This window comes from Rathayibacter sp. AY1F9, assembly GCF_002932155.1.
GTDB lineage: Bacteria > Actinomycetota > Actinomycetes > Actinomycetales > Microbacteriaceae > Rathayibacter.
The window spans coordinates 281,752-296,133 of sequence record NZ_PSVA01000002.1 but is presented as its reverse complement, the minus strand read 5'-3'; the positions used below and the strand labels follow the sequence as shown (position 1 = coordinate 296,133).

The window sequence follows — 14,382 nt, the reverse complement described above, 5'->3', positions numbered from 1 at the left end:
CACGGCCGTCCCTACGATGGAGGGATGCCCCGTCTGGCCGTCGTCTCGGCGCACACCTCCCCGCTCGAGCAGCCGTCGACGGGCGACGCGGGCGGGATGAACGTGTACCTCGCGGCGGTGCTCCCGGAGCTGGCGGCGCTCGGCTGGGAGATCGAGGTGCTGACCCGCGGCAGAGGCGTCCGCGCGCTCGCGCCGGGTGTGCGGGTGGTGGGCGTGCCGGTGCCGGCGGGCGACAAGTACGCGCTGGCGTCCGCGGCGCCGGAGTTCGCGCGCGCCGCGGAGGGGGCCGACGTCGTGCACTCGCACTACTGGGTGTCGGGCCTCGCGGGGGCGCTCACCGGCCGGCCGCACGTGCACTCGATGCACTCGGGCTCGCTCGCGAAGAACGCCCGGCTCGCCCCGGGCGACGTCGCGGAGCCGCAGCAGCGGATCGACGCGGAGCGCTCCGTGCTCGCCTCCGCCGATGCGATCGTGGTGGCGGGCGCCTCGGAGCGGGAGGACGTCGTCAGCGGGTACGGCGCGGATCCGGACCGGGTCGTCGTGGTGCCGCCCGGAGTCGACGCGCGGTTCCGCCCGGGCGGCGGCGAGCGCTCCGGAGTCGTCCTGGTCGGCCGGGTGCAGCCGCTCAAGGGCCAGCTGCTGGCGGTCGAGGCGCTCGCGAGAATCGCGCCGGCGGAGCGGCCGGTGCTGCGGCTGGTGGGCGGGGCGGCACCGGGCCGGGAGTCCTACCTCGACGCGGTGCGCGCCGCGGCGGCTCCGCTGGGAGACCGCGTGCTGATCGAGGGGGCCGCCGACCGCGACCGGGTGGCGGAGCGGCTCCGGAGCGCGCAGCTGGCGCTCGTGCCCTCGGCGGCCGAGACCTTCGGGCTCATCGCGCTCGAGGCGGCCGGCAGCGGCACTCCGGTACTCGCGCGCAGGACGACCGGCCTGGTGGACGCGGTGCGCGACGGCGGGAGCGGCGTGCTGCTCGACTCCGACTCCCCCGCGGCGTGGGCCGAGGCGATCCTGACCCTGCTGGGCTCGCCCGGTGAGCTGGCGCGCCTCGGCCGCGGCGGCGTCGACTGGGCGGCCGCCCACTCCTGGCCGGCCGCAGCCGCCCGGCTGGACGCCGTCTACCGCGGCCTGTCGGCCCGCTGAGGGAACCCCGGACCGTCGAGGGACCCAGCGCCTCCGGAAGACCTCGACGGGTCGGGGCTCCCTCGGTGCAGGGACGAGTGTCAGTCGGCGATGGCGGGGGCCCCGGGGTCGAGGCGGGCGCCGCGAGTGGAGCGGTACCAGGGAGCGAGGCGGTCGGGCGAGACGGCGACCATCGCGGCGCCCGTGAATCCGGCGTCGTTGCCGAAGCGGGCGGGGACGATCTCGGTGCCGATGTCGAGGAAGCGGGCGAACTCGTCGAAGACGTGCGCCGCCGCGCCGCCGATCACGAACAGCTGCGGCGAGAGCAGCATCTCGAGGTGCCGGTAGTAGACGCTGAGGCGACCCGCCCACTCCTCGAGGGTGATGCCCTCGCGGCGGACGGCGGAGAAGCCGACCTGCGGCTCGAAGTCGGGACCGTCGATGTGCAGGTGACCGAGCTCGGAGTTGGGGATCACCACGCCCTCGTGGACGAGCGCCGTCCCGATGCCGGTGCCGAGGGTGGTCAGCAGGAGGAGGCCCTCGCGTCCGCGCATCGCGCCGAACTCGCGCTCGGCGACCCCTGCCGCGTCCGCGTCGTTGACGACGACGACGTCGACCCCGGTCGCCTCCGAGAGGAGGACCTGCGCGTCGAGCCCGACCCAGCGCTGCGAGACGTGGGTGGTCTGGCGGACGACGCCGCCGCGGACGATCCCGGGGAAGCCGACGCCCACGGGCGTGCCCGCGATCGGCGAGACGTCGCGGACGATGCCGGCGATCGCCTCGGCGAAGTCCTCGGGCTCCTTGCCCAGCGGGTTCGCGACCGCGAAGCGCCGAGCCGCCCGCTCGCCGGTGGTGACGTCGACGAGAGACGCCTTGATCGACGTCCCCCCGATGTCGACGCCGACGGCGAAGCGCGGGAGGAGGCCGTCGTGGGGCTGGGTCACGGATGCTCCGTCTGCAGTGGTGGGCGAGCGCGGGGACTCGCGAAAACGGTCGGCCCGAGGATCCGGGATCGCGACGAGCCGAAGGCGATTCTACGAGCCGTCAGGTGCGCGCGGGCTCCGAGAGGGCGCGGAGGACGAAGTCGATCACCGGCTCGTAGAGGTGGACGGCCAGCCCGTCGTCGATCGGGACGACCACCTCGATCGAGCCCTGCGCCTCGGCGACGAACACCGCCGGGTCGTTGCAGTCGGCGATCGCGATGACCGGCAGCCCCCGCCGGCCGGCCGCGCCCGCGAAGCCGTGGTCGGCGACGACCAGGTCGGGGCGGACGCCGAGCTCGTCGAGGCGGTCGAGCAGCGCGTCCATCGGCTCCGGCGAGTGCGTGTGCTGCAGCCCTCCCCCGCGGTAGACGCAGGTGACCCCGCCGGTGCACCACAGGGCCTGGTGCTCGTCCGCGAGAGGCACGCGGATCCCGTCGGGGGCGGCGAACGGGAGCGCGTTCACGTCGATCACGCGGGCGCCCCGCTCCGTCGCGGCAGCAGCGAAGCGGCGGTAGACGTCCATCAGGGTCGCGGGGTGCGCGGTGGCGAACAGGAGGAGCGCCCCCTCGCGGACAGAGGCGGCGAACCGCTCGCGGTAGCGGGCGAGCCCCGCGACCGTCAGGCGGGCGTCGATCCGGTCCTGCCCGCTCTCGAAGGAGGGGTCGGTGCTGATCCCCACGCGCTCCCCCATCAGCGCGAGCAGTCTCTCGAACGTCCAGTCCTCGGCCACGTCCACCCCGTAGAGGTGCGCGGGCTCGCGGGCGGCGAGGCCGCGGAGGTTGCCGAGGTTGCTCGCGCGGCCGGTGAGGACGTCCCCGGCGAGGAGGGAGGAGCCGAGGTACGCCTCGAGCTCGGAGTCGGGACGCGGCATGCGGGACCTCTCGATCGACGGGGAGCTCCCAGGCTACGGGCAATTCAGGTGTTGACATCCGATCCGTCGCCGATATATCGTTACTGCATCGCCGACAGATCGGAAGCAGCCGCTCCCGACGGGCGACCGGATCCGATCGAAAGGGATCCCCTCACGACAGAGAGCAGCACACCCATGAACTCCAGGACCTTCTTCTCCGACGACCGCCGCGACTCGTGCGACGGCGACCACTCCTCCCGCCAGGAGCACCCCGGCCGCGGACAGCGCCGCGGACCCGGCGGTCACGGCCGCGGCTTCGGGCCCGGCTTCGGCTTCGGCCCGGGCTTCGGCCCCGGCTTCGGCGGCCCCTTCGGCCGCGGCGGAGGACGCGCCCGACGCGGTGACGTCCGCGCGGCCCTCCTCTCCCTCCTCTCCGAGAAGTCCTCGAACGGCTACGGCCTGATCAAGGCCATCGCCGAGAAGACGAACGGATCGTGGCGTCCCAGCCCCGGCTCCGTCTACCCCACCCTCCAGCAGCTCGTCGACGAGGGCCTCATCACGGCCGTCGGCGAGGGCCGCGGCACCGAGTACCAGCTCACGGACGCGGGCGGCACCTACGTGCGCGAGCACGCCGACGAGCTCGACGCGGCCTGGGAGGCCACTCCCGGCGCGAGCGACGCCGATCGCGCCTTCATGGAGAACGTCGGCAAGCTGATGGGCGTCGTGCAGCAGTTCCGCGGAGCGACCGAGGCGCAGCGCGCCGCCGCGTCCGCCAAGCTCGACGAGACCCGTCGCGCGCTGTATCTCATCCTCGCCGACTGACCTCGGCTCCCCTCCCGCGATCCGTCGCGGGAGCCCCCGGACGGACGGGACCCCTCGCCTCGGCGACGGGGTCCCGTCCGTTCCTCTGTCTCGGGAGCCGGCGCCTCAGCGGGCGGCGGACAGACGGGCCAGTCCCTCGTCGAGGGTGACCGACGGGCTCCACTGCAGATCGGCGCGCGTGCGGCGCTGGTCGAACCAGTGCGCGGTCGAGAGCTGCTCGGCGAGGAAGCGGGTCATCGGCGGCTCATCGGCGCCGGGCCGCACGGCCCACACGCGCTCGACGAGCGAGCCCGCGGCGCGGGCGACGGAGGCGGGGACGGACCAGCGCGGCGGCTCGACGCCCGAGGCGCGGCAGATCCCGGCGAGCAGCTCGGCGACCGGGCGCGGCTCGCCGTTGGTGACGACGTAGGAGCGGCCGTGCACCTCCTCCGCCCGCCCGAGAGCGGCGACGATCGCCGAGGCGGCGTTGTCGATGTAGGTGGAGTCGATCAGCGCCTGGCCGTGCCCGAGGAGCGGCAGACGGCCGGCGCGCGCCCGCTCGACGATGCGGGCGACGAGCTGGGTGTCGCCCGGACCCCAGACCAGGTGCGGGCGCACGGCGACCACCGCGAAGCCGGGGGCGTCGGCAGCGAGGGCCAGCAGCTCGGCGCGGGCCTTGGTGCGCGCGTAGTCGCCGCGGGCCCGGTCCGGATCGGCGGGTTCGGCGTCGTCGCCGGTGATCGAGGAGCCGGAGTGGGCGACGGAGGGCGACGAGATCTGGACGAAGCGGCTCACGCCGGCGCGGGCGGCGGCGGCGAGCAGACGCCGGGTGCCGTCGATGTTCACACGGTCGAAGTCGCCCGGATCGCCGGCGAGCGAGACCTTCGCGGCGAGGTGGACGACGCCCTCGGCCGCGTCGACGGCCTCCTCGACCGCGCGCGGATCCGTCAGCGAGCCACGCGCCTCCTCGACGCCCGCGACCCCGGAGGGCCGGCGCTGGAAGGTGCGGACCTCGTGCCCCTGGGCGACGAGGCCCGCGGCCACCGCACCGCCGAGCAGGCCGCTCGCGCCGGTGACCAGGACCCTCACGGCGCCACCATCCGGCCGCCGGCGAGCACGCCCTCGGCCCAGCGCGAGAGCGCGGCCCGGTCGATCTTGGAGTTGTGGCGGACGTCGGTGGGCAGCGCCGGGACGACCAGCACCGCGGCGACGGGCCGGTCGACGGCCGCGCGCACCTCGGCGGCGAGGGCCTCCTCGGCCAGCACCACGCGGCGCGCGCCCGAGCGCAGCTCGACCACGGTGACCAGCTGCGCGACTCCGCGCGGGCCGGCTCCGACGATCGCGGCGCGGGCGACCGAGGCGACGCGCGCCTCGATCCGCTGCTCGGGTCCGACCGGCGTGACCACACCGTCGGGCGTGACGACGACGTGCGGCATCCTGCCCTCGACCCAGAGGCGGCCGGCGGAGTCGATCCGCCCGACGTCCCCGGTGCGGTGCCAGCGCTCGCCCGGGACGGCGCCGACGCGGGCGGCACGGTCGGTGAGCCAGAGGCGCTCGTAGTGGTCCTCGACGTGACCTGCCGAGACGACGATCTCGCCGGTCGTGCCGGTGATCTCCTCCGGCTCGTCCGTGGCGCGGCCGTCGGCGTCGAGCGGGGCGATCCGCAGCCGGACGCCCGCGGCGGGCACGCCCACGCAGACGCCGCCGCGCGGATCGTCATCGGCGGCGGCCTCGCGGATGCCCTCCAGCGACGCGTCGGTGAGCAGCAGCCCCTCGGTCATGCCGTAGGGAGTGCGGGCGGAGGCGTTCGGCATGAGCGCCTGCGCCTCGCCGAGCAGTCCCGCCGAGACGGGGGCGCCGGCCGAGAGGAAGGTGCGCACGCCGGCGAGGGCGCGGTGGTCGTCAGTGTCGAGCGCGCCGGCTGTGGCCACGACGTTGGCCAGTGCGGCCGGCGAGAGGAACAGCACGGTCGCGTCGACCCGGGCGGCGGCCGCGGCGACGGCGGCCGCGGTGAGCGTTCGGGGCGCGGTGACGTCCATGTCCGGTGTGGCGGAGCGCGTGCCCAGCGCGGGACCGAGCAGGGCGAAGGGCGCGAAGCCCGCGACGAGCCCGGTGCCCGGTCCGATCCCGTACTGGCGGGCGAGCGCGTCGCGGACGCCGGCGAGCTGGCGGTGCGTGTAGACGACGCCCTTGGCGGGGCCGGTCGAGCCGGAGGTGAACAGGATCGCGGCTACGGCGTCGGCGGCGGGAGCCTCGCCCAGCGCCTCCGGGTCGGCGGCCAGCTCGGCGCGGCCGAGCTCGATCAGCTGCCCGAGCGAGGTGTCGACCCCGAGGGCCGAGGCGGAGGCGCGGGGCAGGGTCTGCGTCGAGACCCGGCCGCCGGGCCAGCGGAGGGCCCGCGCGACGGCGAGGCCGGGCAGGGCGCCGACCACCAGATCCGGCCAGGCACCGCGGACCGCGCGGGTGAGACCGCGCAGGCCCAGGCCCGCGTCGGCGACGACCACGACGGCTCCGATGCGCAGGCACGCGTAGAGCAGCGCCGTCAGGTCGGCACCGGGCGGCACGAGGAGCGAGACGCGGTCGCCCGGGGAGACGCCGGAGGCGCGGAGCCCGGCGGCGAGCTCGCGGACCCGCTGCGAGAGCAGGCGCCACGAGACCGAGCGGGGCCCGCCGCCTCCGGGAGGCGCCATCTCGACCAGGGCGAGCGAGTCGTCCTGCGCATTGCGGTCGAGGTGCGCCCAGAGCGGCTCGACCGGCGCGGTCGGGCGTCGGACGTCGGGGGCGGGGTCGCCGCCGAACGGCTCCTCGCCGTCGGAGAGGTCGCCCAGCCAGGTGAGGACGGCGGACGAGTAGTCGACGTCCTCGGCCACCAGGTGGCCCGCTCCCTCGTAGCGGTGGACCTGCGCGTGCGGGAGGCGGTCGACGAGGTCGTCGAGGTAGCGGTCGGAGAAGATCGGGTCCAGCGGGCCCCAGAGCATCAGGGCCGGCGTCGTCAGGGCGCTGACGCCCTCGGCGATGCGCTGCAGCTCCGGGTCGCTCGGGTGCGCGGAGTCGACCGGGATGTCGGCGACGAAGCCGCCCACTCCGCCGCGGCGCGACGCGGACCGGTAGGGAGCGCGGTACCCCTCCTTCACCGCGGAGGGCAGCGCGGGGTGCCCCAGCGCGAGGGTCGTCTCGAGGAAGGCCGGCGTGCCGACCGTCGAGGCGCCGAGCACGCCCGAGGCGAGCGCGAGCCGGAGCGGGGCCGGGATCGGCTCGTCGGCGCTCTGGTGGATCGCGGTGTTCAGGAGCATCGTGGCGCGCAGCTGCTCCGGGTGGTCCACCGCCCAGCCCAGCGAGACGACTCCGCCCCAGTCGTGGCCGAGGGTGACCACGTCGTCGAGGCCGAGCACGTCGGTGAGGTTGGCGAGCTCGCGCACGCGGTCGGCGAGCGTGTGCAGGGCGCCGGTCCGCTCGGAGAAGCCCATCTCGAGCTGGTCGACAGCGACCACCCGCCAGGCGGGGCCTCCCCGGCGGGCGGACTCGAGCGTGGCGGCCGCGAGGCGGCGCCAGAGGTAGGACCAGGTGGGGTTGCCGTGCACGCAGAGGACGGTGCCGACGGGCTCCGTGCCGAGGGCCTCGCCCGTGTCGAGCAGGTGCCAGCGGCGCGGCACGCCCTGGGCGTCCGGAGCGTCGACGAGGCGCGACCACGCGGGATCGAGCCCGTCGAGCCCGGCCGGGGGCAGCTGCGCGGCGGCCGTGGAGCCGAGCGCTCCGCGGATCCGCTCGGCCGGGTGAGGCGCGGTCACCAGGCGATCTCGAGCATCGCGGTGTTGATGCCCGAGCCCACTCCGATGAGCAGCACCCGGTTGCCGGGCTGCAGGGTCTCGGCCTCCTGGGCCAGGGTGATCGGGATCGACGCCGGGCCGACGTTGCCGAGGGTGGGGTAGGTCGTGGGGACGCGGCTGCGGTCGATGCCGACGGCCTTCACCAGGGCGTCGGTGTGCACGTCCGACACCTGGTGCGTGATGTAGCGGTCCATCCCGCTCCAGTTCCAGTCGCGGGTGGCCTCCTTCCACGCCGAGAGGACGAGCTCCATGCCGCCCTTGAGCAGCGCCTTCGCGTCCGTGAACATGCCGTCGACGCTGCCGACGCAGAGCTCGTTGAACTGCGTGGCCGCGCGGGTGATGCCGCCGAGGATGCGGTGGCCCTTGGGGTGCTCGTCGGCCGGGCCGAGGACGGCCGCGGCGGCGCCGGAGCCGAGGGTCAGGCTCGCGAACTCGCTCATGAAGTCCTTGCGCTTGACGCCCTCGCGGCTCAGGCGCTCGATGGTGTTGACCTGGATCTCGTCGGCGTCCTCGCCGTCGATGATGAGCGCGTAGCGGATCTGGCCGGAGTCGATCAGCTGCGCGGCGAGGGTCATGCCGTTGACGAAGCCGAGGCACGCGTTCGCGATGTCGAAGTTGATGGCCGACGAGGGCAGGCCGAGCCCGTGGTGCAGGCGCACGGCGACCGAGGGCTCGAGGTGCTTGCGGGTCACCGACGTGTTGATGATCAGGCCGATCTGGTCGGCGCGGACGCCGGCCTCGGCGAGAGCGCGCTTGCCCGCGTCGATCGCCGCTCCGTCGAAGCCCTGCTCGGTGCCCCAGTTGCGGCGCTCGTGCACTCCGGCGACGCGCTGGAGGAGCCCGGTGGGGAGCCGCAGGCGCTTGAGCGCCGGAGCGAGCCGCGCCTCGATCTCGGCCGAGGTGGTCACGCGCGGAGCCAGCGTGGTCGCGACGGACAGCAATGCGACGTTGCGGTGCGTGGTCGTTGCGTTTCCGTCCAACGGAACTCCCTGTCGAGTTGTCGATCCTGGCATGTGCCTCCGTGATTTTACGCTGTCGTTCAGGCTGCGCTTCCTGGACGCCCGCTGGGCGGTCGCGGAACGCGTCCTCGGCGGCCCGGCGGATGCTCCTCCCCCGGAACGACGGGCGAGGAGCCGCCGAGGTCACACGCGACGCGCGGTGTCAACCCACCCGCCGGGGCGTCAGGTCCCCATCGCCCACGGCTCGCGATCGCCGCGGAGGCGGGCGGCGAGCGCCATCGCCTGCTCATCGGTCAGGGTCGCGACGTAGTCGACCACACCGCGCCCCCGGCCGAGCCGCTGCAGCGCGGCCGGGTCGGAAGTCGGCCGGCCGCGCTCGTCCGCCGGGAGCCAGTCGGGGTGGTCGGCGCGCAGGCGGAAGTAGCCGTCGGTCGCGAGCTCGATCAGGTCGAGCAGCTTCTGCGGAGCCCGCGAGCCGTCGCGCGGGTCCTCGAGCCAGGCGTCGAGGTGGGTCACCAGCGTCTCGAGCACCTGCGACTGGCCGCGCTGGTAGGTGGCGAAGTCCGGCCGGTCGATCACGAAGCGGGTGTGCACGAACTTCAGCACGGCCACGTCGTGCCAGGCGTCGGGGAGGAGGGAGAGGTGGCCCGAGCGCACGTTCGGCTCGGCGAGCACCACCACGGAGCGCTGCAGACGGCCGATCCAGGAGGAGACGAACGCCTCGATCGCGCGCTCGGTGCGCGTCGATCCGTCGAACGGGAGCGCGAGGAGCCCCTCGACCAGCTCGGTCGACACCCGCTCCACGGAGGCGCGGAAGTGCTCGTCGCTCGCGATCCACGGGTCGCGGGCCACGAGCCTCCGGCGGAGCATCTCGAGCGAGTGCCCGGGGGCGCGCGCCCACAGCTCCTCGGCGTCGAGGGCGGCGAGCGCGTTCTGCTCGCGGAGGAACGCGCGGAACTCCACGGCGACGGCCGCCTGCTGCAGCACTCCCGCGCGGTAGAAGTCGTCGAGGTCGTGCAGCGAGTAGGCGATGTCGTCGGCGACGTCCATCACCGAGCACTCGAGGGTCTGCTGCCAGGGGGCGATCGCGGCGAAGCCTGAGCGGGCGTCGAGCAGGTCGTCGAGGTCGAGGGTGTACGCCGAGAACTTCGGCGGCGCGGTCTCCCACCGGCTGGCGGTCGAGCCGCGGGGCAGCTCGGTCGGGTTGGCGGAGTCGATGCCGGGGCGGTGGACCGTCCGCCCCCACGGGTACTTGAGCACGGCGGCTCGGGAGGCGGCGGTGAGGTTCAGCCCCACCTCCACCGTCTCGCAGACGTCGAGCTCGGAGAGGATCCGGAACGACTGCGCGTTGCCCTCGAAGCCCTCCGCGAGCCCCAGCCGCTCGCGCGCGAGGCGGTCGAGCGCCTGCTCGCCGAGGTGGCCGAACGGAGGGTGGCCGAGGTCGTGCGCGCTGGCCGCGGCCTGCACGACCACCGGGTCGCAGCCGCCGAGCCGCTCGACCAGCTCGCGCTGGGCGGGATCGGTGGTGGTCAGCTGCATCGCGATCGCGCGGGCGACCGCGGTGACCTTGATCGAGTGCGTGAGCCGGTTGTGCACGACCTGGCCGACGCCCGAGGGCGAGATGACCTGGGTCACCGCGGAGAGGCGGGCGAAGTAGGGCGAGAAGCGGATCCGCTCCAGGTCGACGCGGTACTCGGGGTACTCCTCGCCGGTGGCGAACCGGTCGACGGGCTCGGGGATGCGCCGGTCGCGGCGGTGGTCGTGCGGGGCCGAGGCCCGCGGGGCCGTCGTCTCGGGGAGTGCCGGCTCGCTCATGGCTTCACCCTAATCAGGGGCGCGGGGGCGGAGGGACCGCGCCGCTCCGGCGGTCGGCGTCGCTCCTCCGGTCGGCGTCGCTCCTGCGGCGAGACACCGCGTCCGCCGGCGAGGCACCGCGGGGACGGCGGCGCCTCGGGGAGCGCACGAACACCTCGGCGGTCCGGTGGGCGAGGCCGGCGCCTCGGCGGACGCCGGGACGCCCCGCGGCAGCCCGGCCGACGGGCGAACAGAAGACGGGGGGCGCGGACTCCCGTCAGGCGGACTGCTCGCGCGGAGCGACGGCGAGGTGCACGGCCGCGGCGACGACCGCGCCGAGGACGTAGGCCGCGATGTCGAGCCAGGAGAAGGTGGTGCCGACGACGAGGCGGAGCGGCGCCCACAGCTCGACCAGGCGCGCTGCGACTCCGATCGCCTGCAGCTGCTCCATCGCGATCGACCAGGCCAACGCGATCCCGGCAGCCGTCACGCCCGGGATTCGCGGCAGGAGCACCGCGATCAGCAGCGCCACCAGCACGACGTAGGCCACTCCGCCGGCGAGGTCGGCGAGCAGCCCCGTGAGCACGAACCGCAGTGCCAGGCCCAGGCCGAGCACGGCGACGGCCGCGAGGGCGAAGCGGAACCGCGCCTTCACCGGGCACGCTCCTCGAGGGCGCGCTGGAGGCGCTCGAGAGCGAGGAGGAACGTGCGGTCGTCGGCCACGCGCCAGCCGAGGGCGGCCGGGGCGGCGACGACCAGGGGCACGAGGACGGTGCGCGGGCGCCGCCTCGCCGCACGCAGGACGGCGGAGGCGGGCGGCGGGGCGAGGACCGCCAGGACCAGCGCGCGGACCCGGTGGGCACCCGAGGGCGAGGTGCCGACGCCCACCGAGACGATCCGATCCCACTCGGCGATGCGCAGGGCGTCTGCGCGCTCGGCGGCGAGCTCGAGTCCGTCGCGGCCGACGGCCAGCACCGCGGCGGCGGCGGCCGGAGCGGCGGAGGCGGGTGCCGCGATCCGGCGCAGCGCCCGGGCGAGCTCGGGAGTGCGCAGGACGGCGAACCCCTCGGTGACCGCGGCGAGCGCCGCCAGCCGGCGCTGCCGCTCCGGGGCGGCCTGACGGACCCGGGCCCGGACGGCGGCCGGGGCGGGCAGGGGCGCGGCGAGCAGCGCCGTCGGCTCGAACCGCGTGCGCGGGGGCAGCGGGACCGCCGGCGGCGTGCGCGGCGGGGGCTCGCCCCAGTGCGGCGTCGATGCGGGATCCATGCGCCCCTCCCTCCTCGCGCGGCTCCGAGCCGCCCCTGAGATCATCCCTCCTCCGCCCTCCCGCCTTGCCGAGAGGGCTCGGCGGGCTTACCATGGAGTACCCCCCGGGGGTATGCCGCGACCGGCGTGCCGACCGGACGCCCACCGAGCCGATCGACCGGATCGGACCGGACGCACCACACAGGAGGACCCATGAGCACCAGGATCGACCTCGGCCTGACCGCGAGCGGATCGACGGGAGGGTGCGGCTGCGGCGGAGGCGGCGCCTGCGCGTGCGGCGGCCACGGCGGCGCCGGCCGCTCCGACGCCGGCCACGCGGCGCAGGGCTCCCTGTCCGCCGCGTCCGTGCAGAGCTTCGGCGTCGCGGGCATGACCTGCGAGCACTGCGTCCGCAGCGTCACCGAGGAGCTCGCCGCCTACCCCGAGGTCTCGGCGGTCGACGTGTCCCTCGCCCCCGACGGGGTCTCGACCGTCACGGTCGGCTCCTCCCGGCCGCTCGGCCGCGAGGAGATCGCCGCCGCCGTCGCCGACGCGGGCTACCGCCTCGCTCCCCTGAGCTGACGTGGCCGAGACCACCGGCACCCCGCTCGAGCTCGCCATCGGAGGGATGACCTGCGCCTCCTGCGTCGCGCGGGTCGAGAAGCGCCTCGACGCGCTCCCCGGCGTCCACGCGACCGTCAACCTCGCCCTCGAGCGCGCGACGCTGACCCTCCCGCCCGGCACGACTCCGGCCGACGCGATCGCCGCCGTCGAGGCCGCGGGCTACAGCGCGACGGTCCCCTCCACCGGCGAGGCGGCTCCCGCGGAGGAGCAGGAGGAGCAGAGCGACGACGACCGCGAGCGGCGCGCCCTGCGCACCCGGCTCCGCGTCTCCGCCCTGCTCGCCGTGCCGGTGGTCCTGCTCTCGATGATCCCGCCGCTGCAGTTCGCGAACTGGCAGTGGCTGTGCCTCGCCCTCGCCTCGCCGGTCGCGGTCTGGGGCGCGCTCCCCTTCCACCGCAACGCCTGGCGGGCGCTGCGGCACGGCTCCACCACCATGGACACCCTGATCAGCCTCGGTGTCAGCGCCTCCTTCGCCTGGTCGGTCTGGGCTCTGTTCCTCGGCGACGCCGGGCGGCCGGGCATGAGCATGCCGTTCGAGCTGCTGGGCAGCCGGTCCGGCCACGACGAGATCTACCTCGAGGTCGCCGCCGCCGTCCCTGTCCTCGTGCTGGCCGGCCGCTACCTGGAGGCGCGGTCGAAGCGCGACGCCGGTGCGGCGCTCCGGGCGCTCCTCCGCCTCGGCGCGAAGGACGCCGTGCGCGTCGCCGCCGACGGACAGGACGAGCGCGTGCCCGCGTCCTCGCTCGCCGTCGGCGACGTCCTCCGCGTGCGCCCCGGCGAGACCGTCGCCGCCGACGGCACCGTGCTCGAGGGCTCGAGCGCGATCGACGCGAGCATGCTCACCGGCGAGAGCGTGCCGATCGAGGTCGGCCCGGGCTCGACCGTGACCGGCGGAGTTCTCAACGCCCACGGCCTGCTCACCGTCCGCGTCGACCGCGTCGGCTCCGAGACCACGCTCGCGCGGATGGGCCGTCTCGTCTCGGACGCGCAGGCCGGCAAGGCGCGCATCCAGCGGCTCGCCGACCGCGTCTCCTCCGTCTTCGTGCCGGTCGTGGTGGTGCTCGCCCTGGCCACCCTCGCCGGCTGGCTGATCGCCGGCGCCGACCTCGCCGCCGCCGTCTCTCCCGCCGTCGCCGTCCTCGTCGTCGCCTGCCCGTGCGCGCTGGGCCTGGCCACCCCGACCGCCGTCCTCGTCGGCACCGGCCGCGGCTCCCAGCTCGGGATCCTCCTCCGCGGGCCGGAGGTGCTCGAGGCCGGGCGCCGGATCGACACGGTCGTGCTCGACAAGACCGGCACGCTCACCACGGGCGCGTTCCAGGTCGTCGAGTCCAGCGACGACGAGAGCCTGCGGTTGCTCGCCGCCGTCGAGCGCGGGTCGGAGCATCCGCTCGCCGCAGCGATCGTGGCCGGGGCCGCGCACCTCGACGTCCCCGAGGCGACCGGATTCCGCTCCAGCACCGGGTTCGGCGTGCGCGCCCGGGTCGAGGGCCGCCTGGTCGTCGCCGGCCGGCTGCGCTGGCTGGAGGAGCAGTGGGGCTTCGCGCCGGGCGGTCTCGCCGAGCGCGCCGAGCGAGCGACCGCCGAGGGCGGCACCGTCGTCGGCGTCGGCTGGGAGGGGGCGCTGCGCGGCTTCGCGGTCCTCCGCGACGAGCCGAGGCCGGAGGCGTCCCGCACCGTCCGCGCCCTGCGCGAGCGGGGCTTGCGGGTGATGGTCCTGACCGGCGACAACCCGCGGGCGGCGCAGGCCGTCGCCTCGGCCGTCGGCATCGACGAGGTCGTCGCCGAGGTGCTGCCGGAGGAGAAGCTCGCCGTGATCGAGCGCCTCCGTGCGGAGGGCCGCCACGTCGCCTTCGTCGGCGACGGTGTGAACGACGCCGCCGCGCTGGCCGCCGCGGACGTGGGGATCGCGATGGGCGCCGGATCGGACGCGGCGATCGAGGCGAGCGACATCACCCTCGTCGGCGACGACCTCGGCCGGGTGCCCGACGCCCTGCGCCTCGGGCGCCGCACCCTCGCGGTCATCCGGGGCAACCTGTTCTGGGCCTTCGCCTACAACGTGGCCGCGATCCCGCTCGCGATGGCCGGACTCCTGGGGCCGCTCGTGGCCGGCGCCGCGATGGCGTTCTCGAGCGTCTTCGTCGTGCTGAACAGCCTGCGGCTGCGGTCGTTCCGCTGAGTCCCGG

General features: G+C 75.5%; 12 protein-coding genes. 4 read left to right on the top strand and 8 right to left on the bottom strand.

The features are described from left to right. Positions 1-24 precede the first annotated feature (24 nt). Positions 25-1,137, top strand: a complete 1,113-nt coding sequence (locus tag C5C37_RS03090) for a glycosyltransferase (RefSeq protein WP_104338448.1) — start codon at positions 25-27, stop codon at positions 1,135-1,137. Positions 1,138-1,217: 80 nt separating this feature from the next. Here C5C37_RS03090 and C5C37_RS03085 read toward each other — a convergent pair whose 3' ends face one another. Beyond that, complete coding sequence (locus tag C5C37_RS03085) at positions 1,218-2,060, bottom strand: ROK family protein (protein WP_258068106.1); 843 nt, start codon at positions 2,058-2,060, stop codon at positions 1,218-1,220. Positions 2,061-2,160: 100 nt separating this feature from the next. Next, complete coding sequence (locus tag C5C37_RS03080) at positions 2,161-2,970, bottom strand: phosphatase (RefSeq protein ID WP_104338446.1); 810 nt, start codon at positions 2,968-2,970, stop codon at positions 2,161-2,163. Positions 2,971-3,144: 174 nt separating this feature from the next. Between C5C37_RS03080 and C5C37_RS03075 the strand changes: the two genes are divergently transcribed. Then, entirely contained in the window at positions 3,145-3,771 is a 627-nt protein-coding gene (locus C5C37_RS03075) for a PadR family transcriptional regulator (protein WP_104338445.1), read from the top strand. 105 nt (positions 3,772-3,876) lie between these two features. On the opposite strand, the gene C5C37_RS03070 is transcribed toward C5C37_RS03075, so the two are convergent. The 6 genes from C5C37_RS03070 to C5C37_RS17380 form a co-directional block, all read right to left on the bottom strand. Next, positions 3,877-4,839: an NAD(P)-dependent oxidoreductase gene (locus C5C37_RS03070; RefSeq protein ID WP_104224184.1), complete on the bottom strand. Its 963-nt coding sequence runs from the start codon at positions 4,837-4,839 to the stop codon at positions 3,877-3,879. Continuing rightward, positions 4,836-7,538 (bottom strand): alpha/beta fold hydrolase, encoded by a 2,703-nt coding sequence (locus C5C37_RS03065; protein ID WP_258074021.1) that lies wholly within the window; start codon positions 7,536-7,538, stop codon positions 4,836-4,838. The genes C5C37_RS03070 and C5C37_RS03065 overlap by 4 nt, the downstream gene beginning before the upstream one ends. Further along, positions 7,535-8,590, bottom strand: a complete 1,056-nt coding sequence (locus C5C37_RS03060) for a 3-oxoacyl-ACP synthase III (protein WP_104225938.1) — start codon at positions 8,588-8,590, stop codon at positions 7,535-7,537. Before C5C37_RS03060 ends, C5C37_RS03065 begins: the two co-directional genes overlap by 4 nt. A 168-nt stretch (positions 8,591-8,758) precedes the next feature. Then, the gene (locus C5C37_RS03055; RefSeq protein WP_104338444.1) at positions 8,759-10,351 is read right to left on the bottom strand and encodes a deoxyguanosinetriphosphate triphosphohydrolase family protein; all 1,593 of its coding nucleotides are present in this window, start codon (positions 10,349-10,351) and stop codon (positions 8,759-8,761) included. A gap of 256 nt (positions 10,352-10,607) precedes the next feature. After that, positions 10,608-10,985 carry a DUF2809 domain-containing protein gene (locus C5C37_RS17385; protein ID WP_104262387.1) on the bottom strand — a complete coding sequence of 126 codons (378 nt, stop codon included), beginning with the start codon at positions 10,983-10,985 and terminating at the stop codon, positions 10,608-10,610. Then, positions 10,982-11,596: a hypothetical protein gene (locus C5C37_RS17380; RefSeq protein ID WP_104261052.1), complete on the bottom strand. Its 615-nt coding sequence runs from the start codon at positions 11,594-11,596 to the stop codon at positions 10,982-10,984. The genes C5C37_RS17385 and C5C37_RS17380 overlap by 4 nt, the downstream gene beginning before the upstream one ends. 192 nt (positions 11,597-11,788) lie before the next feature. Between C5C37_RS17380 and C5C37_RS17800 the strand changes: the two genes are divergently transcribed. Together C5C37_RS17800 and C5C37_RS03040 are read left to right on the top strand one after the other, a co-directional pair. Next, the gene (locus C5C37_RS17800; RefSeq protein WP_104233449.1) at positions 11,789-12,157 is read left to right on the top strand and encodes a heavy-metal-associated domain-containing protein; all 369 of its coding nucleotides are present in this window, start codon (positions 11,789-11,791) and stop codon (positions 12,155-12,157) included. Position 12,158: 1 nt separating this feature from the next. Further along, the gene (locus tag C5C37_RS03040; protein WP_258074019.1) at positions 12,159-14,375 is read left to right on the top strand and encodes a cation-translocating P-type ATPase; all 2,217 of its coding nucleotides are present in this window, start codon (positions 12,159-12,161) and stop codon (positions 14,373-14,375) included. Positions 14,376-14,382 lie beyond the last annotated feature (7 nt).